General features: G+C 70.7%; 18 protein-coding genes and 1 pseudogene. 9 read left to right on the top strand and 10 right to left on the bottom strand.

Going from position 1 to position 21,326, the window contains the following annotated elements:
• Positions 1–224: 224 nt before the first annotated feature.
• Entirely contained in the window at positions 225–425 is a 201-nt protein-coding gene (locus AB0J02_RS17805; protein ID WP_363194618.1) for a DUF397 domain-containing protein, read from the top strand.
• Between the two features lie 143 nt (positions 426–568).
• On the opposite strand, the gene AB0J02_RS17800 is transcribed toward AB0J02_RS17805, so the two are convergent.
• Positions 569–1,417, bottom strand: a complete 849-nt coding sequence (locus AB0J02_RS17800) for a hypothetical protein (RefSeq protein WP_363194617.1) — start codon at positions 1,415–1,417, stop codon at positions 569–571.
• A gap of 104 nt (positions 1,418–1,521) precedes the next feature.
• On the opposite strand from AB0J02_RS17800, the gene AB0J02_RS17795 reads away from it, so the two are divergent.
• Together AB0J02_RS17795 and AB0J02_RS17790 are read left to right on the top strand one after the other, a co-directional pair.
• The gene (locus AB0J02_RS17795; protein ID WP_363194616.1) at positions 1,522–2,316 is read left to right on the top strand and encodes an SDR family oxidoreductase; all 795 of its coding nucleotides are present in this window, start codon (positions 1,522–1,524) and stop codon (positions 2,314–2,316) included.
• 336 nt (positions 2,317–2,652) lie between these two features.
• Positions 2,653–4,224: a sodium:solute symporter family protein gene (locus AB0J02_RS17790; protein WP_363194615.1), complete on the top strand. Its 1,572-nt coding sequence runs from the start codon at positions 2,653–2,655 to the stop codon at positions 4,222–4,224.
• Positions 4,225–4,932: 708 nt separating this feature from the next.
• On the opposite strand, the gene AB0J02_RS17785 is transcribed toward AB0J02_RS17790, so the two are convergent.
• From AB0J02_RS17785 to AB0J02_RS17770, 4 genes and pseudogenes are all read right to left on the bottom strand, one after another.
• Positions 4,933–6,054, bottom strand: coding sequence for an ADP-ribosylglycohydrolase family protein (locus tag AB0J02_RS17785; RefSeq protein ID WP_363194614.1), 1,122 nt, complete (start codon positions 6,052–6,054; stop codon positions 4,933–4,935).
• A 208-nt stretch (positions 6,055–6,262) separates the two neighbouring features.
• On the bottom strand, positions 6,263–7,165 hold the full coding sequence (locus AB0J02_RS17780) for a sigma-70 family RNA polymerase sigma factor (RefSeq protein ID WP_363194613.1): 903 nt from the start codon (positions 7,163–7,165) through the stop codon (positions 6,263–6,265).
• Positions 7,162–8,097, bottom strand: a complete 936-nt coding sequence (locus AB0J02_RS17775) for a haloalkane dehalogenase (RefSeq protein WP_363194612.1) — start codon at positions 8,095–8,097, stop codon at positions 7,162–7,164. The genes AB0J02_RS17780 and AB0J02_RS17775 overlap by 4 nt, the downstream gene beginning before the upstream one ends.
• Positions 8,098–8,422: 325 nt before the next feature.
• Positions 8,423–8,686: pseudogene (locus tag AB0J02_RS17770) on the bottom strand (helix-turn-helix domain-containing protein); the annotation flags it as partial.
• Positions 8,687–8,983: 297 nt separating this feature from the next.
• Here AB0J02_RS17770 and AB0J02_RS17765 point away from each other — a divergent pair.
• Positions 8,984–10,408: an FG-GAP and VCBS repeat-containing protein gene (locus AB0J02_RS17765; RefSeq protein WP_363194611.1), complete on the top strand. Its 1,425-nt coding sequence runs from the start codon at positions 8,984–8,986 to the stop codon at positions 10,406–10,408.
• 20 nt (positions 10,409–10,428) lie between these two features.
• On the opposite strand, the gene AB0J02_RS17760 is transcribed toward AB0J02_RS17765, so the two are convergent.
• Positions 10,429–13,044: a bifunctional FO biosynthesis protein CofGH gene (locus AB0J02_RS17760; RefSeq protein ID WP_363194610.1), complete on the bottom strand. Its 2,616-nt coding sequence runs from the start codon at positions 13,042–13,044 to the stop codon at positions 10,429–10,431.
• A gap of 73 nt (positions 13,045–13,117) precedes the next feature.
• Positions 13,118–13,951 carry an LLM class F420-dependent oxidoreductase gene (locus AB0J02_RS17755; protein ID WP_363194609.1) on the bottom strand — a complete coding sequence of 278 codons (834 nt, stop codon included), beginning with the start codon at positions 13,949–13,951 and terminating at the stop codon, positions 13,118–13,120.
• Positions 13,952–14,033: 82 nt separating this feature from the next.
• Between AB0J02_RS17755 and AB0J02_RS17750 the strand changes: the two genes are divergently transcribed.
• The gene (locus tag AB0J02_RS17750) at positions 14,034–14,345 is read left to right on the top strand and encodes a hypothetical protein (protein WP_363194608.1); all 312 of its coding nucleotides are present in this window, start codon (positions 14,034–14,036) and stop codon (positions 14,343–14,345) included.
• 121 nt (positions 14,346–14,466) lie between these two features.
• Entirely contained in the window at positions 14,467–15,999 is a 1,533-nt protein-coding gene (locus AB0J02_RS17745; protein WP_363194607.1) for a CehA/McbA family metallohydrolase, read from the top strand.
• A 99-nt stretch (positions 16,000–16,098) separates the two neighbouring features.
• On the opposite strand, the gene AB0J02_RS17740 is transcribed toward AB0J02_RS17745, so the two are convergent.
• Positions 16,099–16,545 carry an ATP-binding protein gene (locus tag AB0J02_RS17740; protein WP_363194606.1) on the bottom strand — a complete coding sequence of 149 codons (447 nt, stop codon included), beginning with the start codon at positions 16,543–16,545 and terminating at the stop codon, positions 16,099–16,101.
• 190 nt (positions 16,546–16,735) lie between these two features.
• Between AB0J02_RS17740 and AB0J02_RS17735 the strand changes: the two genes are divergently transcribed.
• From AB0J02_RS17735 to AB0J02_RS17725, 3 genes are read left to right on the top strand one after another with little or no spacing between them, the layout of a single operon-like run.
• Positions 16,736–17,581 (top strand): helix-turn-helix transcriptional regulator, encoded by an 846-nt coding sequence (locus tag AB0J02_RS17735; RefSeq protein ID WP_363194605.1) that lies wholly within the window; start codon positions 16,736–16,738, stop codon positions 17,579–17,581.
• An 11-nt stretch (positions 17,582–17,592) separates the two neighbouring features.
• On the top strand, positions 17,593–17,781 hold the full coding sequence (locus tag AB0J02_RS17730) for a DUF397 domain-containing protein (RefSeq protein WP_363194604.1): 189 nt from the start codon (positions 17,593–17,595) through the stop codon (positions 17,779–17,781).
• Positions 17,774–18,001: a DUF397 domain-containing protein gene (locus AB0J02_RS17725; RefSeq protein ID WP_363194603.1), complete on the top strand. Its 228-nt coding sequence runs from the start codon at positions 17,774–17,776 to the stop codon at positions 17,999–18,001. Before AB0J02_RS17730 ends, AB0J02_RS17725 begins: the two co-directional genes overlap by 8 nt.
• 16 nt (positions 18,002–18,017) lie before the next feature.
• Here the strand turns inward: AB0J02_RS17725 and AB0J02_RS17720 are convergent, their stop codons facing one another.
• Together AB0J02_RS17720 and AB0J02_RS17715 are read right to left on the bottom strand one after the other, a co-directional pair.
• Positions 18,018–19,484, bottom strand: a complete 1,467-nt coding sequence (locus AB0J02_RS17720; protein WP_363194602.1) for an aldehyde dehydrogenase family protein — start codon at positions 19,482–19,484, stop codon at positions 18,018–18,020.
• A complete protein-coding gene (locus AB0J02_RS17715; protein ID WP_363194601.1) occupies positions 19,481–21,220 on the bottom strand; it encodes a D-aminoacylase in 1,740 nt (579 codons plus the stop codon). Before AB0J02_RS17715 ends, AB0J02_RS17720 begins: the two co-directional genes overlap by 4 nt.
• Between the last annotated feature and the right edge of the window lie 106 nt (positions 21,221–21,326).

The raw sequence follows: 21,326 nt of genomic DNA, 5'->3' as shown, positions 1-21,326 counted from the left end.
CCGGATTTCGTGCCTCCGAGGCAAAGGCGCGGCACGGTACACCTTCGCCTCGGAGGAATGGAAGACCCCAATGGAATATGCCATCCGGTCGGGTGAATGCCCGCTTCACGCACTCAATTTGGCGAGTAGCGTCGATCACGCCATCAGGACAACATCGTTGGCGAGAACCGCTCTGGACCTCCGGGCGGGGCTGTAATTCGACCACTGGCTAAAGCGGAGAAAACATGGCAATTCAGCAGGGCGCCACGGAATCCTGGACCAAGTCCTCGTATTCGACAGGGAACGGCGCGTGTGTAGAGGTCAAGTCGCCCGAGGTGCGCGCGATCGCGGTGCGGGACTCGAAGGTGGCGCAGGGTCCGTCGATCGGCTTCGGCCCCGAGACCTGGAATGCGTTCGTACACGAGGTGAGCACGGGTTCGTTCTGAGCGAAGAACGGCACAACAATCACATACGCACCACAGCACCACAGCACCACTGTAGGAGCCCTCTCGACTGGCCCGCCGTCCCGGCCGAGGGGGCTCGGCCATACCCGCCCGCCTTCTCGCCGCTCGCGCGTTCGCACATTCGCTCAACGCAATTGATCCACATAGCGATCGGTCCCCGGCACCGTCGGGACGAACGGCGCCATGAGCTCCACCCGCGCCCCGAGCCCCGCACCGGCCACCTGCTCCCCGAGCCCCGCGAAGCGCTCCTGCCAGCACGTGCGCGGATCCTCCTCCAGGAACCACAGCAGCGTCAGCCGGGTGTCGACGCCCTCCACCTGCTTCACGTACGTCATGCGGTCGCCGGGAAGCGGCGTGGGCCTGAAGACCGTGACCATCGCGGCCGGTGAACCGGCCAGCGCCCTGGGCAGATGACGCGAGCGCAGCCACTCCAGAAGCTCGGCGCGGCGCCCGGGCGACTCGACGTCGACGACCTCCACCACGAGCCCCGCGTAGGGGTGGTCGAGGGCGTGGTAGTCGCGCGGCCCCGCGGCCCCGTCCCGGTAGACGGTCGCCTCGTGGTCCTGGAAGGCCGTGAAGACGTGGGTACGGTCCTGGTAGACGCGGCCGTCGCGGTTGAGTCGCTTGTTGATGCCGACGGTCCACTTCATGTGGTCGTCGTAGCGTCCCTCGGTGACCCAGTACGTCGAGAGGTAGCAGCCCGCCGTGACGGGCTGGGCGACCGCGGACTTCTCGGGGTAGCGCAGGAGTTGGAGGTCCCGGGTGGCGACCCAGCGCCGTCCCGCGTACATCCAGGGCATGGCCATCGCACCGGCGTAGTAGTGGTCGTCCTCGTACCAGCGGTTGTACGCGTACTCGTGCCCCGGGTGCGGTTCGACCATGGTGATCAGGGCGTGCCCCGGGCGCACCCCGTACGGACCGAGGGCCGCCAGTTCCGCATACGTCTCGCTGCGGGTGCCGGAACCGCTCTCCATGCCACTCCCCTTCCGCGTGAGGCCCGTACGGGCCTTCCAAACTGCGTGTGCCGCCCATACTCTGACGCCCCGTCAGGTGAATGGCCAGAGTCGGGAGGGCCCCAATGGGCAACGGTGAGCTGCTCGCCGGAAAGACCGTGATCGTCTCGGGGGTCGGCGCCGGGCTCGGCCACCAGGTGGCGGCGGCGGTGCTGCGCGACGGCGGCAACGCCGTGCTCGGGGCGCGCACGGCGTCCCATCTCGCCGAAGTGGCAGCCGAGTTGGACCCGGAGGGCACCCGGACGGCGTACCGGTCGACCGACATCGGCGACGAGGGGCAGTGCGAGGCGCTCGCGGTGCTGGCGCGGGAGCGGTTCGGCGGGGTGGACGCGGTGGTCCATGTGGCCGCCTGGGACAGCTACTTCGGGGGCCTGGAGGATGCCGACTTCGACACCTGGAGCCAGGTCCTCGACGTGAATCTGCTCGGCACGCTACGGATGACCCGCGCCTGCCTGCCCGCCCTCAAGGAGCGCGGCGGCTCGGTCGTCATCATCGGCACGCAGTCGGCGGTGGCCGCCCCGTCACAGGTGTGGCAGGCGGCATACGCGGCCTCGAAGGGGGCGCTGACGAGCGCGATGTACTCGATGGCACGCGAACTCGGACCGCACCGGATCAGGGTCAACACGGTGCTGCCCGGCTGGATGTGGGGCCCGCCGGTGCAGGCCTACGTCCAGTTCACCGCGCACACCGAGGGAGTGCCCCAGGACGAGGTGCTGGCGAGGCTCGCCGAGCGGATGGCCCTGCCGGAACTGGCCACCGACGGCGACGTGGCGAACGCGGCGACCTTCCTGGCATCGGACCGCGCCCGAGCCATCACCGGCCAACAACTACTGGTGAACGCGGGCGAGTTGATGCGCTGACGTCGAGACCGATACCTGCCCACCCCCTTCCCTCACGAGACCGCACGGGACCCGCATCCCGTGCGGTCGTTCGCGTATGTGCGGCTACTGACGAAGTGCCCGCTCATGGTGTGGCCGAGGTCACGTTCACGACAACTCCCCACCCGGTAACGAAAATGCAAAATCGTTCGACTTACTGATCTCGGTTCACATCCGTGACCCACTGGGCCCTTGACCGGCTGACCGAACAGGCGGTTCAATCCCGGAAGTCCCCACTCCCGCACGGGGGCGCCCGCTGAAACGGACGTACTGACGAAGAGCCGCAACGTTCACAAGGCGGACCCCTGGAGGGGGCACATGAACAGTCTCGACTGGGCCGTGCTCATCGGCTATTTCGGCATCATGGTCGCGATCGGCGTCTGGTCCCACAAACGTGTGGACAACGTCTCCGACTTCTTCACGGCCGGCGGAAAGATGCCCTGGTGGCTGTCCGGCATCTCGCACCACATGTCCGGCTACAGCGCGGTGATGTTCACCGGGTACGCGGGCATCGCGTACACGTACGGCGTGACGTCCTTCGTCACCTGGTCGTTCCCGATCGCGCTGGGCATCGCCATCGGCGCGAAGCTGTTCGCGCCACGGATCAACAGGCTGCGCTCACGCCTGCACGTGGCATCACCACTGGAATACCTCAAAAACCGCTACAACCTGGGCACTCAGCAGGCGCTCGCCTGGTCGGGCATGCTCCTGAAGATCGTGGACGTGGCGGCCAAATGGGCCGCGATCGCCACCCTGCTCTCGGTCTTCACCGGCATCTCGATCAACCAGGGCATTCTGATCACCGGCGTGATCACCGCCATCTACTGCACCATCGGCGGCCTGTGGGCCGACGCGCTGACCGAACTCGGCCAGTTCGTCATCCAACTCATCGCCGGTATCGCGATGTTCGTGGCCGTCGTCTCCAAACTCGGCCCGTTCGGCGGCATCTTCGGAGTCTGGGACGAACCGGAACTGGCAGGCCACGGCAAACCCCTCGTGGGCCCCTACGGCACGGTCTTCCTCCTCGCGTTCCTCTTCATCAAGCTCTTCGAGTACAACGGCGGCATGCTGAACCAGGCCCAGCGCTACATGGCCACGGGCAGCGCCCGCGAGGCCACGCGCTCGGCCCGGCTCTCCGCCATCCTGTGGCTGGTGTGGCCGGTCGTCCTCTTCTTCCCCATGTGGGTGTCACCGCTCCTGGTGAAGGCACAGAAGCCCGACGGCTCCGACTCCTACGGCCTGATGACCGAACAGCTCCTCCCCCACGGCCTCCTGGGCCTCGTCATCGTCGGCTTCTTCTCGCACACGATGGCCATGTGCTCCTCCGACGCGAACGCGATCGCCGCCGTCTTCACGCGAGACGTGGCCCCCGCGCTCTCGAAGAAGGCGAAAGAACAGTGGACCGGGAACAAGGGCCTGCTGGCCGCGCGCCTGACCACGGTGATCTTCCTGGGCCTGTCCATGGCAGTCGCCACGCAGGTCAACTCGCCCACCTTCAAGGACATCATCACGGTCGTCATCAAGTGGGTCGCCGGTCTCATGGGCCCCATCGCGATCCCGATGATGCTCGGTCTGCTCCGCACCTTCCGCAAATCCGGACCGACCGCGGCGCTCACCAGCTGGGCGATGGGCCTGCTCGCGTTCTGGCTGGTCAACTACCCGATCAGCTGGAACGTCGAGGGTGGCGTGCCGCTCCAGTACCAGGTCTCGATCCCGCTGGCCGTCTCGCTCGTCCTCTACATCGTCATCGGCTACGTCAAGCCGGAGGACACGCCTGAGCGGGACGCACTCATCGAGCGCCTCAACACCGACGACGACGCCCCCGGCACGGCCGGCGCCGCCGCGGTCCCGTCCCCGGCAACAGCCCAGGACGACGTCCAACGCCTGTAGCTCCGCCCTCGAACGCGCCCTGCCCCGGCCCACCTTTGGCGGTGTGTCGGGGCGGGGCCGTTGTGCGGTGCTTTTGCGGGGGCCTGTTAGGGGTGCACCCGGCGCGAGGGTTTCCCACCGGCACATCGGCTCGGGCCCGCTTACGTGCTGCGCCCGGCGCGAGGGTTTCCCACCGGCACATCGGCTCGGGCCCGCTTGCGTGCTGCGCCCGCGCTGGGGTTTCCCACCGGCGTTTCCGCTCGGGCCCACTTGCATAGTGCGCCCGGCGTGAGGAGCCCTCATCGGCGTATCAGCTCAAGCCCGCTTGCATGGTGCGCCTGCGCTGGGGTGCCGCCTTGCCCACCCTGCCGCCCAAGGCGGCAGATTGCCCAAGTCGGGGCGGGCGGGGCGACTGGCGGCAGAGCCGGCCGGCGACGACGAGGCGGGGTCGCTGAGGCGTCAGCCGACGGCGCTGCACCCGAACCGGACGTCCCACGCACAGGCAGTCGCAATACGACGGGAGGGGACGTGGCGGGGTGCCCCCGCAGGACACCGCAGGCACTCCGCGCAGGATGACCCGCCTACGGCGTACAGAAGACGACGACACCGATCCGGCCGAGGAGGTACCCCGCCACGGCCCCGCCCCACGACACAACCCGGCGGCACCACGGCCCCGGAACTCTCGGCACACGCCACGGCCCCGCCCCACAACACGGCGGCGCAACAGGTTCAGGCCCGCGGATACCGTGCCAGCCACCCCGGTGACGAGGAACCCGGCCCGTGCAGCGCCGCCCCCTGGGTCATCTCCATCGCGAAATCGTCCGCGAGTTCCAGGATCGTGGCCCGGCCCTCAAGCTCCGCAACCCACGCGGGCGGCAACGCGGTCTCCCCGTGCAGCGCCCCGAGCAACCCGCCGCACAACGCCCCGACCTCCGCCGAAGGCCCGTCGTGGTGGACGGCGAGCCCCAGCCCGTGCCGAACGTCCTCGCCGACCAGCGAGCAGTACACGGCCGCGGCAAGCGCCCCCACCGCCCCGCCGTCATCGACGAGTTCACCCACCCGCGCAGCGCTCGGCATGCCCTGCCGCACGGCCCCCACCGCATGCTTCAGCGCGTCCACGACCGGCGGATGCCCCGGCCGCGCCGCAAGCAGCACGAGCGTGCGCTGCACGGCCGCGTCCAGCGAGTCACCGCGCGCCAGGGCGTGCACGATCACGGCGTACGCGCCGGCGGCCAGGTACGCCTCGGGAGCGCCGTGGGTATGGACGGCGCATTCGACGGCCAGTTGCAGTACGAGCTGCGGTTCCCATCCGACGAGGAGCCCGAAGGGGGCCGAGCGGGTCACCGCCTCCGGCCCCAGCGCGTCCGGGTTCTTGGGCTTTTCCAGGGTGCCCATGACGTCGTTGCCGAGCCCCAGCAGACAGACCTGGGAGGCGCCGCGCCGCGAGTACAGCCACTCCTCGCGGGCGAGCCAGCCGTCTTCCTTGCGGCGTTCGTCGGGCCCCCAGTCACGCTGGGTCGCGGCCCACCGCAGATAGGCCCGGTGCACATCGGTGGGCGGATGCCAGGCACCGGTGTCCCGGCGGACCTGGGCGCGGACGAGCCCGTCGACGGTGAACAGCGCGAGCTGCGTCGCCGCCGTCACGGCTCCGGTACGGCCGTACGACGGCGCGAGCTGGGTGAGCCCGGCGGCGCCGTGCGCGTCCCGGATCTCGTCGAGCGTGAGGTCGGTGAGCGGAGCGCCGAGCGTGTCGCCCAGCGCGGCCCCGAGCAGTGTGCCCCGCACACGGCTGCGGAAGTCCTGCTGCTCGACGCGCCCCCAGACGGCCGCGGCGGCAACCGGTGCGCCCATGGGATTCCCTTCACTCCGGCCCCTGCGACCCCTCCGACTGCAGCACTGTAATCGACCGAGCGCGACCGGGAACGTTCGCTTGCGCGACTCATGCGACCTCAACTGGTATGTGAGGAGTGGGCCTTGAGGACGGTTCGGACCGGATTTGCCCAATTAGCGAAGGCGTACGCGCAGCCGGATCAAGCCCTTCCCCCGGGATCCGGCCAGATCAAGCGCTTCCGCCGTCGGCGAGCAACGGAAACCGCCCCGAGCCCAACAACCCCAGCACCGCTTCGGAGCGGGCCCGGGGCGCCGCGTAATCCGGGTGGGAGCGGAGCACGGTCGCCGCGTCGTGCAGCCGGCCCATCTGGGCCGAGGCCCGGGCCAGATCGCGGCCGCCCGGGCTGACCGGGTGGGTCGCGAGGGCCGGCCGACGCGGATCGACGCGCCCCGAGGCCACGGCGGGCGCCACCCGGCGGGCACAGCGGCACGGCGCGGCAGGGTTCGCGAGCCCGCACGTGGCGTCCATGAAGGTGCGCAGGCGCGTGCGGGTCCGTTCGAGGCGCTTGCGGTACGCGGCCGGTGAGATGTCGAGCACCCAGGCCGCCTCGCGCGAGGGCAGTTCGAAGACCTCCCCCAGTACGTAGGCGACGCGTTCGCCGCGTTCCAGGCACTGGAGCATGGCCTGGGTGCAGGTGAGCCGCACTTCGCGGGCCAGCAACTCGGCGTCGGGGCCCGCGAATCCGGTGTCGGCGAGCCCCTCCAGCAGGCCCTCGCCGAGCGCGTCGAGGCTGAGCCCCGCCGTCTCCTGGGGCGTGCGGCGCTTGAGGTTCAGGAGGTGGTTGACGCCGATCCGGTAGGCCCAGGTGAGCAGCCGCGCCTCGGCCCGCCAGGTGGCGAGTCCGGTGACTACGCGGATCAGGATCTCCTGGGCGGCGTCCTCGGCGTCGGCGGGCCGCCAGGTCATCCGCAGGGCCAGCCGGTACAGCGGGTCCTGGACGCGCCGCACTACGTCCTCCAGGGCACCTTTGTCACCGGCGACAGCGCGAGCGACCAGCTCCCGTTCCTCATCGAGCAATTCGGTGGGGCCGACACCACCGCTCCGCCCAAGAGCATCACGCGCATCACTCATACGGACAGTGTGAGCACGTCGGCGTGCCGGCGCAGCCAGTCGGAGACGGCGGAGCCGATCGCGTCCGGCCGGTCCTCGGGGGCGTGGTGCCCGGCGGCGCCGATGTCGGCCGTCTCGACGTTGGTGAAGGTCCCCCGGGCCCAGGCCACGACCTCTGGCGACCCCATACCGGCCCCGTCGGTGGCGTGCATGACCAACTTCGGTACCGGGGAGGCTTCTTGAGAGGCCAGCCACTCCCCGTACGCCACCATGCGCGCGTGCACGTCGGCGGGTTCGCCGTCGAAGGGGATCTCGCGGGGCCACGCGAGGAGCGGCTTGCGGGAGGCCTCGGTCGGATACGGCGCGCGGTACACGTCGTGGTCCTCGGCGGACAGCTGGGCGATGCCGTGCGGCAGGTTGAACTCGATGAACATGTTGTCCCGCAGAATCATCTCCTCGCCCTTGCCCGGCGTACGGAAACCACGGAACAACTCCTGTCCGAGCGGAGGCAGTTCGGCCCAGCTCAAGGGCCGCAGGAAGGTCTCGACGACGGCGAGACCGCGCACCCGTCCGGGGTGCCGCGCCGCGTGGTCCATGGCGAGGGCGCCGCCCCAGTCGTGCCCGACGAACACGATGTCGCCGAGCCCGGCCGCGTCGATCCAGGCGTCGAGGTAGCGGGCGTGGTCGGCGAACCGGTAGCCGATATCGGGCTTGCCGGAGGCGCCCATGCCGATGAGGTCGGGGGCGAGGACGCGTGCCTGGCCGGCGACGTGCGGGATGACGCCACGCCACAGATGGGACGAGGTGGGATTCCCGTGCAGAAACACAACAGCCGGACCGCCGTCCTGCCTGGTCTCCTGATGGGACATGAAGGAGTCGAGAACAGGAGTGACGCGCGTACGGATCTCCGTACGGTCGCGCGGAATACGGTGGCGCGGGGGGCTGATCGACATGTCCGTGTCCTCCGGCGAATGCGATGCGGTCCCGGACTCCCCGGGCCCTTCACTCGGGTTGGACACAGAGAAGCCCCGGCCTGTGACATCGCACCCGAAACTTTCCCATCCGCGCCCGCGCTCATACGGGGCCGCGCGGGAGGCCCGGTCAGCGGAGGCGCCGGCCCGGGCCCGGGTCGGCCTCCGGCTGGTCGGGCCTGGGTGCCCTGAGCTGTCGGCGCGGTGAGCGGGGTGCGCGGGGTTGCGGCTGCGCGTGGCGGGCTTCGGGCAGCGGCGCCGCTTGCGGATTCGGCGGCCGCTGCGGTTGCCGGTCCCGCGGGTGCGGAGGCTTGTTGTAGGAGAGGGTGCGCGGGTCGATCCGCCCGGACGGGAACCGTTCCGCGATGCGCTCCAGGTATCCGTGGGCCTCCAGCTCCCGCACAGCTGCCGCGATTCTCATTTCCCCCTCGGGGAACCGCGCCGCCAGGTCCTTGATGCCGACCTTCGACCCCTCCGGCAGCGACTGGACATGCGTGGCCAGTCCGATCGCGACGAGAGACAGGCCGGCAAGCCGGGCGAGGTGTTTGCCGGTGACCGTGAACTGGTCCATGTGGCGCTCCCGCTTCTGGTGAAGAGCACGTGCCGGAGTGGGCGCGCCCCCGTCACGGCGAGGGCCGATCTCGCGTGGGCCCGAGGCTGTCGCATGAACTCGCTTGTGCGCCAGTCGAGTGAGTGAACGTCACCCGTGTGAGTTACTCACGCGGTACGCCCGCCCGGAGAGCCGCGACGGAACCGCGCTCCCGTGTCGTACAACGCTTCAGCCCCCTCACACGTCTCCCCTTCACGAATACGTACCCCTACGTAACCTGCAATCCGCCCAGCGGACATCGGAACCCCGGGAGCCAACGTGCGCCGCAGCATCACCATCGCCCTGACCGTCACCGCAGCCCTCACCGCCACATCGGCCTTCACCGTCACGGCGGCCGGGGCCGCCGCTCCCGTCCCGCCCCGCATCCCCGTCACCGACTTCAACCACGACGGGTACGCCGACCTCGCGTTCGGCGCGCCCGGGAGTGCGGTGGGCGGGAAGGACGCCGCAGGGGCCGTGTCCGTGGTGTACGGGGGGAAGGGCGGGGCCGATGTCGCGCACGCGCGTGTGGTGAGCCGGGCGTCCGCCGGGGTGCCGGGGGCGGCGACCGGCGGGGAGTACTTCGGGGAGCGGGTCGCCGCCGGGGACCTGGACGGGGACGGGTTCACCGATCTCGTCGCCGGGTCGGTGAACGGCGCCCACCCCGTGGTGCTGTGGGGTTCCGCGACGGGCCTGAGCGGCGCGGGGGCCGTGAGCCTGCCGGGCGGGTCCGGGCTGTTCTCCGTCGGTGACTTCAACGGGGACGGCCACCGCGACCTGGTCACCGACGACTACCCGCGCAGCGACGACCCGGACGACGACAACGCCGGGATGACCGTCTCGTACGGGCCGTTCGAGCGCGCGACCGGCGCCGCCGCGCGGACCGACGCCATCGTGACCAGCCAGACGTTCGGTCCCGGTGACTTCGTGGTCGGCGACGTCACGGGTGACGGCGCCGACGACATCGTCACGAGCCACGGCTTCGAGGAATCGGCGTACCAGAGCAAGTTCTGGAAGGGCGGGAAGGACGGTGTCGGTCATACGCCGACCGGGCTCACGTCCAGCCTCGCCGGGGCCGTCGCCGATGTGGACGGGGACGGGTACGGCGACCTCGTCGTGCACGACATCGGCGACAACTACGAGGACATCGCCTACGAGAAGGGGACGGTGCGGGTGATGTACGGGTCCGCCGCCGGGCCCTCCACCACCCGCACGAAGACGATCACGCAGGAGACGAGCGGCGTCCCGGGCAGCGGGGAGAGCGGCGACCAGTTCGGGACCGACATCGCCGCCGGTGACGTGAACGGCGACGGGTTCGCGGACATCGCCGTCGGCGTACCCGGCGAGGCCATCGGGAACATCGCCCAGGCGGGTGCCGTCGTACTGCTCAAGGGCGGCAAGGGCGGGCTGAGCGGCAGCGGCGCGCAGGCCTTCCACCAGTCGACCGCCGGGGTGCCCGGCGCGAGCGAGAAGGGCGATCAGTTCGGGCTGCAGGTGCTGCTGTCCGACGTCGACGGGGACGGGCTCGCCGACCTGACCGCGGCCGCGCCGCTGGAGGACGGGACGTTCAAGGACTCGGGCGCGGCGTGGGTGCTGCGCGGTGCCGCGGGCGGCCTCACCGTCAAGAACATCACGTCCTTCGGCCCGGCCACCGTGGGCGTGCCCGAGGATGACGCCCAGTTGGGCCGCGATCTCGGGCGGTGACCCGAGATCGCGGCCCGGGGTCAGTCCAGTACCGGCAACAGTTCCGGCAGGTGCCCGTCCGACGCGGCCGCGGCCCGCACCCGCTCCTCCGGTACGGCCCCGTACAGCGTCGTGCGGGGCTTCGCCGGGCGGCCCGCCGCGTCGGCGACCGCCACCAGGTCCTTGACCGACTTGTACGAGCCGTACGACGAGCCAGCCATCCGGGAGATGGTCTCCTCCATGAGCGTGCCGCCGAGGTCGTTGGCCCCGGAGCGCAGCATCTCGGCGGCGCCCTCGGTCCCCAGCTTGACCCAGCTGGTCTGGATGTTGGGGATGTACGGGTGCAGGAGGATACGGGCCATGGCGGTGACGGCCCGGTTGTCGCGGGTCGTCGGGCCGGGCCGTGCGATGCCCGCCAGGTAGACCGGCGCGTTCGTGTGGATGAAGGGCAGCGTCACGAACTCCGTGAAGCCGCCCGTCTCCTGCTGGATGCCGGCCAGGGTGCGCAGGTGGCCGAGCCAGTGGCGCGGCTGGTCCACATGCCCGTACATCATCGTGGAGGAGGAGCGGATGCCCAGCTCGTGCGCCGTCCTGATGACCTCGATCCACGTCGCCGTCGGCAGCTTGCCCTTGGTGAGGATCCAGCGGACCTCGTCGTCGAGGATCTCGGCTGCCGTGCCGGGGATCGAGTCGAGGCCCGCTTCCTTGGCGGCGGTGAGCCATTCGCGGATGGAGAGGCCGGTGCGGGACGCGCCGTTCACGACCTCCATCGGGGAGAAGGCGTGGACGTGCATGCCGGGCACCCGCTCCTTCACCGCCTTCGCGATGTCGAAGTAGGCGGTGCCGGGCAGGTCCGGGTGGATGCCGCCCTGCATGCAGACCTCGACCGCCCCGACGTCCCAGGCCTGTTGGGCGCGGTCCGCGACCTGGTCGAGGGAGAGCGTGTACGCGTCCGCGTCCGTGCGGCGCTGCGCGAAGGCGCAGAAGCGGCAGCCGGTGTAGCAGACGTTCGTGAAGTTGATGTTCCTGGTGACGATGTACGTGACGTCGTCGCCGGAGACCGTCTTGCGGATGTCGTCGGCGATCCCGCACAGGGCGTCGAGCGCCGGCCCGTCCGCGTGCAGCAGCGCGAGCGCCTGCTCGTCGGTGAGCCGGGTGGGGTCGTCGGCCGCCACGGCCAGCGCTTCCCGTACGTCGCCGTCGATGCGGGAGGGCACCATGCCGGGCACGGCCTGTTCGCGCAGCGCCTCCCAGTCGCCGTACACGACGTCGAAGTCGTCGCGGCGGTCGCTCGTGCGGCCCTCGGTGTCGATGGTGCGGTGCAGGTCGGTGCGGCCGGACGCGGCGACGTACCCCTCGTCGGGTTCCTGCCAGGGCCGGCCCACCACGGGCGCGTCGGCGATCGCGAGGCCCGTCCCGGGGTCGGCGAGGGCGCGGACGTGGGGCAGCAGCCGCGGGTCGAGCCAGGGTTCGCCGCGCGTGACGAACTCCGGGTACACGCAGAGCCGCTCCTGGAGGGTGAAGCCCGCCGCACCCGACTGCTCGGCAAGTTCGGCGAGTTGGGGCCACGGCTTCTCGGGGTTGACGTGGTCGATGGTCACCGGGGAGACCCCGCCCCAGTCGTCGATCCCGGCGCCGATGAGGCGCGTGTACTCGCCGTCGACGAGGTTCGGCGGAGCCTGCAGGTTCCCCGACGGGCCCATGATGTGCCGGGCGACGGCGACCGTGGCGACCAGGTCGTCGAGTTCGGCGTCGGGCATGCCGCGCATCGCCGTGTCCGGCTTGGCGCGGAAGTTCTGGATGATCAGTTCCTGGATGGCGTGGTACGAGCGGGCGACGCGGCGCAGCGCGAACAGCGACTCGGCGCGCTCCTCGTACGTCTCCCCGATCCCGATGAGCAGCCCGCTGGTGAAGGGGACCGAGGACCGGCCCGCGTCCTCCAACACCCGCAGCCGCACGGCCGGTTCCTTGTCCGGCGAGCCGTAGTGCGGCATGCCCGGCTCGGACCAGAGCCGCTCGGCCGTCGTCTCCAGCATCATGCCCATCGACGGCGCCACCGGCTTGAGCCGCTGGAAGTCCGTCCAGGACATGACGCCCGGGTTGAGGTGCGGCAGCAGACCCGTCTCCTCCAGGATCCGGATCGATATGGCGCGCACGTACGCGATCGTGTCGTCGTAGCCGTGCGCGTCGAGCCATTCGCGGGCCTCGGGCCAGCGGTCCTCCGGCTTGTCGCCGAGGGTGATCAGGGCTTCCTTGCAGCCGAGTTCGGCGCCCTTGCGCGCGATGTCGAGGACCTCGTCCTGCGACATGAACATTCCGTGGCCCTCGCGCCGCAGCTTGCCGGGGACGGTCACGAACGTGCAGTAGTGGCACTTGTCACGGCACAGCCGGGTCAGCGGGATGAAGACGCTCTTGGAGTACGTGATGACGCCGGGCCGGCCGGCCGCGGCCAGGCCCGCGTCGCGCACCCGGGCGGCGGACGTGGTGAGGTCCGCCAGGTCGTCGCCGCGCGCCTGGAGCAGGACGGCGGCCTCCGTGACGTCGAGGGCGACACCGTCCCTGGCCCGTTTGAGCGCGCGGCGCATCGCGTTGGCGGTGGGACGTTCTGCCTGCGGTCGGTCTGCCTGCGTCTGGGATACGGCGTCCGGATCACTCATGAAGCGAGCATACGAGCGCGACCCGGACGCTTCGAGGGCGCCCGGACGCCGCGCACCGCCGCTTCCCCGAGTCTCACAGGTACTGGCCGAAGTCGTCGAGGACCGTGAGGACGGCCGTCTCGTCGCCCGGTGGCAGTTGCAGCACGACCTCCTCGACGCCCTGGCCGGCGTAGTGCGCGAGCTTGCCGGGCGTCGGCAGGACCGCGTACGGGACGACCTGGAGGACGCCCGGGTCCCGGCCCGCCGCCTCCCAGACCGCGCGCAGCCCGGGCAGGGTCCGGCTCAGGCCGCCGCCCCCGATGGGCATCCAGCCGTCGGCGTACCCGCAGATGTGCTCGAAGAGCTTCGGGCCCGCGGCGCCACCGACGAGGATGCGGGGCGCGCCGCCGCGCACCGGCTTCGGGAAGGCGTGGCTGGCGCGCACGGACTGCCCGGAGCCGCCTTCGTACGCGGTCGGTTCGGCCGCCCACAGGGCGCGCATGAGCCCGATCCGCTCCCGGGTCAGGTCCCTTCTCGTACGCCATTCGACGCCGTGGTCGGCGGCTTCCTCCTTGTTCCAGCCGAAGCCGACGCCGAGCGTGAAGCGGCCGCCGGAGAGGTGGTCGAGGGTGGCGATCTGTTTGGCGAGGGCGATCGGGTCGTGCTCGGCGACGAGCGTGACGCCGGTGCCGAGGGCGAGGCGCTCGGTGACGGCGGCGGCCTGGCCGAGCGCCACGAACGGGTCGAGGGTGCGGGTGTATTCGCGGGGCAGGTCGCCGCCGTTGGGGTACGGGGTGGTGCGTTCGGCCGGGATGTGGGTGTGTTCGGGGAGGTAGAGGCCCGCGAATCCGCGCTGTTCCAGCTCGCGGGCGAGGCGTACGGGGGTGATGGTCTCGTCGGTCAGGAAGATCGTGGTCGAGATCCGCATGCGGCATTCCTAGCGGCGGGGCTTCCAGGAGTCCATGGCCTCGTCTACGCTCACCCGCTACTCGCACAACGGGGGGTTTGCCATGCTTGTACGTTCCCGTCCCACGACCGTGCTGCTGTTGCTGGGTGCGCTGCTCTTCGGCGGTGTACCGGCGGCGGCGGCGTCCGTCTCGTCGTCCGCGCAGTCGGCCGTGGCGGCCCAGCCGGTGCGGGAGGCCGCCGCGAAGCACGTCTCGCAGCAGGTCGCGAAGTCCAGTACGGGCAAGAAATCCAAGAAGAGCAAGAAGAAAAAGAAGAAGGGCGGGTCGCTCGGGGTGGTCGGCTGGATTCTGATCATCGCGGTCGTGATCATCGTGCTGATCGTCGCGGGCCTGTTCCGCAAGCGGCGTCGCTAGTCGCGATCCGCTGGTCACCAGCAGACGCCCGTAATCCGTCGCTCCCCTTCCCTTGGAGGGGAGTTCACGGCTCAATGCCAGGGTCGCACACGTCACATCCGACACCCTGGGGAGCCGCGATATGTGCACCGACGACACACACGTACAGGAAGCCGGCGAACACGGCATCGGCAGGAGGGCGTTGTTCGTGACCGGGGCCGCGGGCGCGCTTACGCTCGCGACCATGAGCTTCGCCGACGCCGCCGAGGGCTCGCAGTCCACGAGGACCCTCAAGGGCACGCTGCCGCCGGGCGCGCCGGACTTCGTGTACCTGCCGGTGGAGGTGCCGCGCGGGGTGCGGGAGTTCAAGGTCTCCTACGCGTACACGAAGGCGACGGTCCCGGCAGGTACGCAGAACAACGCGCTCGACATCGGCGTCTTCGACGAGCGCGGCACGGCGCTCGGCGGCAAGGGTTTCCGCGGCTGGTCGGGCGGCGCCCGCACGGAGTTCTTCGTGCGGGCGGACGACGCGACGCCCGGTTACATCCCGGGCCCGGTACGCGCAGGCACCTGGCACATCGCGCTCGGCCCGTACACGGTCGCGCCGGAGGGCCTGCCGTACGAGGTGACGGTGACGCTCACGCACGGCGCGCCCGGCAAGGCGCCCTCCCGCGGGTACCCGCCCGAGCGGGCGCGCGGCCGCGGCCGGGCCTGGTACCGCGGCGACTGCCACCTGCACTCCTGGTACTCGGACGGCCGCCGCACCCCGGCCGAGATCGGCGCCCTCGCGCGTGCGGCCGGCCTGGACTTCATCAACACGTCCGACCACAACACGCACTCCTCGCACGCGCACTGGGCGGACGTGGCGGGCGACGACCTGCTCGTGCTGATCGGCGAGGAGGTCACGACGCGCAACGGTCACGTCCTGGCCCTCGGCACGGAACCGGAGACGTTCATCGACTGGCGCTACCGGGCGCGGGACAACCGCTGGGCGACGTACGCGCGGGAGATCCGCCGGGCGGGCGGCCTGGTCGTCCCGGCGCATCCGCACGCGACGTGCATCGGCTGCGGCTGGAAGTTCGGTTTCGGCGAGGCGGACGCGGTGGAGGTGTGGAACGGCCCGTACACCCCGGACGACGAGATCTCGCTCGGCGACTGGGACAACACCCTTGTCGCCTATGCCCGTTCGGGCCGCCGGTCGGGCTGGATCCCGGCGATGGGCAACAGTGACGCGCACCGCGACCCGGACCGGATCGGCGGCCCCCAGACGGTGGTCCTCGCCGACGACCTGACCCGGGACGCCATCCAGGCGGGCATCAAGGCGGGCCGGTCCTACGTCGCCGAGTCCAGGGACGTCGAGGTCTCCTTCACGGCGGCCGGCGGCAAGGGCGCCCACGCGGGCATCGGCGAACGCCTCCCGGTCGACCCCGACACCCCGGTCACGGTGACCCTGGAGGTCAAGGGCGCCCCCGGCTGCACGCTCCATCTGGTCACGGACCAGGGCACGCTGTTCACGTCCGCCGCGCTGCCCGAATCCGGTGCGGGCAAGGCGAGTTGGCGGACGACGCCGTCCTACGCGGCCTACGTCCGGGCGGAGGTCCGCCACGCGCCCTCGGTACCGGGCCTGCCGGGTGCGCTGGCGGCCTTCACGAACCCGGTGTTCTTGGGGACGTGACGGGAGAGGACTGATGGGCCCCCTGGTTGCTGGACACGCACGCGGCGCGATCGAGGCACGACCGAGCCACGACCGAGTTCGCCAGGGGGCACGGCCCCACTACCTTCCCCCGCATTCCGCCCAGAGCAGCTTCCCGCCGGTCGCCGCCGGGAACGTGTACGCCCCCCAGTCGTCCGCGTAGGCCCGTACGAGGAAGAGTCCGCGGCCGCCCTCCACGGTCACGTCCGCGGTGGGCACGCACCTGCCGAAGCCGAGGGGGATCTTGGGGTCGCCGTCCCACACGGCCACCCGCACCCGGCGCGCGTCCACGGCACCCGGCCCGATCCGCAACGCGTAGGAACCCTTGGTGTGCACGTGCGCGTTGGTGAGGAGTTCCGACGCCAACAGCTCTGCCGCGTCGGCCAGTTCCGTCCGCCCGTGTGCCGCGAGGACCGACCGGAGCGCGGCCCGGGCGATTCCGGGGGCCCGGGGGTCGTGGGGAAGCTGAAAGGTGTACGTGCCGGGAACGGGGGCGGGCGAGGAGTCCAGCGGCGATACGGTTGACATGGAAGTCTCCGTTCAGCGGGATGAGTTGGCGTTGCGGTGGTTGTTGCCCAGTGACCCGGCCACTCCGTCGAGCGGGGTGCTTCTGGGCGGCGGGCGCCGAGCCGGTAGCGACATCCAGTTAACGTATTCACCGAATGCCAGAGATTGCAGTAACTGCTACTCGTGTGAGTGAAGGAGCCGGAAGCACCTCGTGAGAAGCAACCCGACGGGCCGTCAACTGCGCTTCGGTGCCGAGCTGCGCAAACTCCGCGAGCGTGCGGGCCTGACCGCGACCCAGGCCGGTCAACTCATGGGGATCAAGCAGACCCAGGTCAGCAACATGGAGGCCGGCCGCGTCGGGGTCAGCGCAGAACGCGTCCGTGTGCTTGCCTGCCACTACGACTGCGCGGACCAGGCCCTGGTGAACGCCCTCGCCGACATGACTGCCGAGCGCACGCGCGGCTGGTGGGAGGAGTACCGGTCGATGCTCCCCGTCGGCCTCCTCGACCTGGCCGAACTCGAGCACTCCGCAACACGGCTGCGCACGGCCGTCACCCTGCACATCCCCGGCCTGTTGCAGACCGCGGAGTACGCCCGCGAGGTCTTCCGTCAAGCCGTGCCTGAACTACCGCCGCCCGACGTCGAGCACCGGGTGTCGTTCCGCGTGAAGCGCCAGGCCGTCCTCTTCCGGGACCCGCCCACCCCGCAGCACGTCATCATCCACGAGGCCGCACTGCGCATGCGGCTCGGCGGCCCGCACGTCACGAGCGCCCAGCTCAAGTACGTGCTGAGCCTGAACGAGCGCGAGCACATCACCGTACGGGTGCTCCCGTTCGCCGCCGAAGCCCTGCCCGGATCGGGACAGGCGCTCTATTACTTCGAGGGCCCCGTGCCCCAGCTCGACACCGTAAACCTGGACCAGTCGCACGGCCCCGTCTTCCTCGACGCCGAGGCGCAGTTGCGCAAGTACCGCGTACTGCTCGACCGCATGGAATCGGCATCCCTTCCGCCCGAGAAGTCACGAGACCTCATCCACAACATCATCCGAGAGCTATGAAGGAGCTGACGATGCACGATTCGGACTGGCAGAAGTCGTCCTACTGCGCCGAAGGCAACTCCTGCGTCCACGTATCCGGCGGAGCCACCCACATCCGCGTCACCGAATCCGCCGACCCCCGCGAAGCGATACTCACCGCCACCCCGGCCGCGTTCGCCTCACTCCTCCGTACGCTGAAGAAGAACACGCCCCATGTCTGACATCCCCACCGACCTGACCTGGACCCGCGCCGCCCCCGAGGACGCCGAGGGCCCCGGGCCCTGGATCGAGATCGCTTTCGACGAGGGCGACTTGGTGTACCTGCGCGAGACGTCCGCGCCGGACAACGTGGTCACGACCACGCGGACGAAATGGGACGCCTTCGTACTCGGCGTCCAGGCGGGCGAGTTCGACCATTTCGTCGAAGGGGCCGAGAGCTAGCGGACCCCGTTCGGTCTCACCCCGGCCAGACGATCGACTGCAGCTCGCTGTACGCGTGCAGCGCGTACGAGCCGACGTCCCGCCCCACTCCGCTCTTCTTGAAGCCTCCGAACGGGGCCTCCATGTTCCTGCCGATGGTGTTCACACCGACGCCGCCCGCCCGCAACCGCCGCGCGACGCGGAACGCGCGGGCGACGTCACCGGACCAGACGTAGTCGATGAGCCCGTAGTCGGAGTCGTTGGCGAGGGCGACGGCCTCGTCCTCGTCGCCATCGAAGGGAACGACAGCTACGACAGGGCCGAAGATCTCCTCGCGGACCACGCGCATGTCGTTGGTGCAGTCGGCCAGGAGGGTCGGCGCCACATAGAACCCCGTGTCGAACGCCGGGCGCACCCCGCCCGCGACCACCGTCGCACCCTCCTTGCGCCCCAACTCCACGTAGGCCTCGATGCGTTCACGATGCGCGGCCGAGATGACGGGCCCGACCACGGTCCCCCGCGCCCGCGGATCGCCGACCTTCATGAAGCCGATGTACGCGGTCAGCTTCGCCACGAACTCGTCGTACACGGAGCGGTGTACGAGGGCCCGCGTCGGCGCCGTGCAGATCTGTCCGCTGTAGAAGGCGTACGTCGTCCCGATCCCGGCGACCGCCGAGTCCAGGTCGGCGTCGCCGAAGACGATCGCGGCGCCCTTTCCGCCCAGCTCCATCAGCTGCCGCTTCATGGACCGCCCGCACACCTCGCCGATGCGCTGCCCGACGGACGTGGACCCGGTGAAACTGACCATGTCGACGTCCGGCGAGTCGACGGCGGCCTCCCCCACCTCCACGGCGGCGCCGCTGACGACGTTCACGACGCCGGGCGGCGCGCCCGCCTCCTGCAAGGCGGCCGCCATCCGGTACACGGACAGCGGGTCCTGCGGCGCGGGCTTCACGACGACGGTGTTGCCCATGGCGAGGGCAGGGGCGACCTTGCCCGCCGGGTTGGCCCACGGGTTGTTGTACGACGTGATGCAGGTGACGACGCCGACGGGCTGCCGGACGGCCAGCGCGCCCACCACACCGGCCTTCCCCATCGGCCCGGCCTCGTTGATCTGCGGCGGCAGCCCTTCCTCTACGGGTTCCAGGGCGCCCTGCGCGTACCGCCGGAAGCGGGCGATGCCGACGGCGACCTGCATGCCGCGCGCGGTGCCGCCGGTGGCCCCGCTCTCGGCCTGCGCCAGCTCGGCGTTGCCCGCGAAGTCGCGCTGCATGAGGTCGGCGGCCCGGTCGAGGATCGCCGAGCGCTCCCGGGGCGTCGTACGCGACCACGTCCCGAAGGCGTCGCGGGCGGCGCGCGCGGCGTCGTACACCTGCTGCCGGGACGCCTCGGGCGCCTGCCCGACGACGGTCTCGCCCGCCGGGTCGACGACGTCGTAGTGCCCACCGCCCGGCTCGACCCACTCACCGCCGATGAGCAGTTTCCCGGAGTCGGAGTCGCTCACCGGGTGCTCACCGTCCGCGTGTCCTGCCCGGAGCGGAGCACCTTGCCGGGCACCGCGCCGCTCACCACGTCATGGCGCATGGCCTCGACTCCGTTGACCCACACGGCGGTTATGCCGATGGCCTTCGAGTCGAGGCGCGGGCTGTCGCCGGGCAGGTCGTGCACGAGCGTGGCCTTCCCCGCGTCGATCGTCTCGGGGTCGAACAGCACGAGGTCGGCGTGCCAGCCCTCCCGCACCCGCCCCCGCTCACGCAGCCCGAACAGCTGGGCGGGATCGTCGGTGAGCATCTTCACGGCCGCTTCGAGCCCCATCAGCTTCCGCCCGCGCAGGCAGTCCCCGATGAACCGTGTCGTGTAAGGCGCCCCGCACATCCGGTCGAGGTGCGCACCCGCGTCGGACCCGCCGAGCATGACGTCCTCGTGCTGCCAGGTCTCGGCGCGCAGGGCCCACGAGTCGGGGTCGTTGTCGGTGGGCATCGGCCAAAGGACCGTACGCAGGCCGTCGTTGGCGCAGATCTCGACCAGGCACTCGAAGGGCTCCTGGCCCCGCTCGGCGGCGATGTCCCGCACGACGCGTCCGGTGAGCCCTTCGTTGGTCTCCGCGTACGTGTCCCCGATGACATACCGCCCGAAGTCGGTGAGCCGCCGGAAGACGCCGGCCTCCTTGCTGTCGGCGCGGCGCAGCATCCCGGCCCGCACGTCCGGGTCGCGCAGCTTCGCGATCCGCTCGTCGACGGGCAGCCCGAGTATCTCTCCCCACCCGGGGATGAGGTTGAGCGCGCAGAACGTCCCGAGCGACATGTTCATCGGCGTCAGGATGGGCATCGTCAGCGCGACGATCCGCCCGGCCGCCTTCCGCGCCCGCTCGCTCGCCGCGAGCTGCCGGGGCACGCGCTCGGGCACGGCGGCGTCGATGGTCAGCACGTTCCAGTTGAGCGGGCGCCCGGCGGCGGCGCTCATCTCGACGAACAGATCGATCTCGTCGTCGCTGAACTGATCCAGGCACCCGGCGACGATCGCCTCGATCTGCGTCCCCTCGTGCTCCCCGACGGCCCGGCTCAGGGCGATGAGTTCGGCGGGCAGCGCGTGCCGGGAGGCGACGGGCTTGCCGTCGCCGTCCGAGTGCGTGGACGACTGGGTGGTGGAGAACCCCCACGCCCCCGCGTCCATGGCCTCGTGGAAAAGGTCGAGCATGGCCCGCAACTGCTCCTGCGACGGCTGCCCGCCGACCGCGTCCGCCCCCATCACGTACCGCCGCAGCGCGCAATGCCCCACCATGAAGCCCGCGTTGACGGCGATCCGCCCGTCCAGGGCGTCGAGGTACTCCCCGAACGAGTTCCACGTCCACGGCGCGCCCTCTTCCAGGGCGACCAGCGACATCCCCTCGACCTTGGACATCATGCGCCGCGTGTAGTCGGCGTCCTCGGGCCGCTCGGGATGCAGCGGCGCGAGCGTGAAGCCGCAGTTCCCCCCGGCGACGGTGGTCACGCCGTGGTTGAGCGAGGGCGTCGCGTACGGGTCCCAGAACAGCTGCGCGTCATAGTGCGTATGCGGATCGACGAACCCGGGCGCGAGCACGAGCCCGGCGGCGTCCTCACTGTGACGGGCCTCCTCGGTGACAGCGCCCGGCTCGGCGACGACGGCGATCCGCCCGTCCCGAATCCCGACATCGGCGACAAAGGCGGGAGCACCGGTCCCGTCGACGACAGTGGCCCCTTCGATGAGGTGATCAAGCATGAACGTGAGCCCCTTATCTCCAGCCCGGCAACATCAAGCCCCTCCGGCGATCGAGGAGCGGGGTCCGGCAACATCAAGCCCCTCCGGCGATCGAGGAGCGGGGTCC

Source organism: Streptomyces sp. NPDC050264 (assembly GCF_040655895.1).
In the GTDB taxonomy this organism is placed as follows: Bacteria; Actinomycetota; Actinomycetes; order Streptomycetales; family Streptomycetaceae; genus Streptomyces.
Note: the sequence above shows the minus strand (reverse complement) of the source record. Positions and strands in the feature narration are given on the sequence as shown.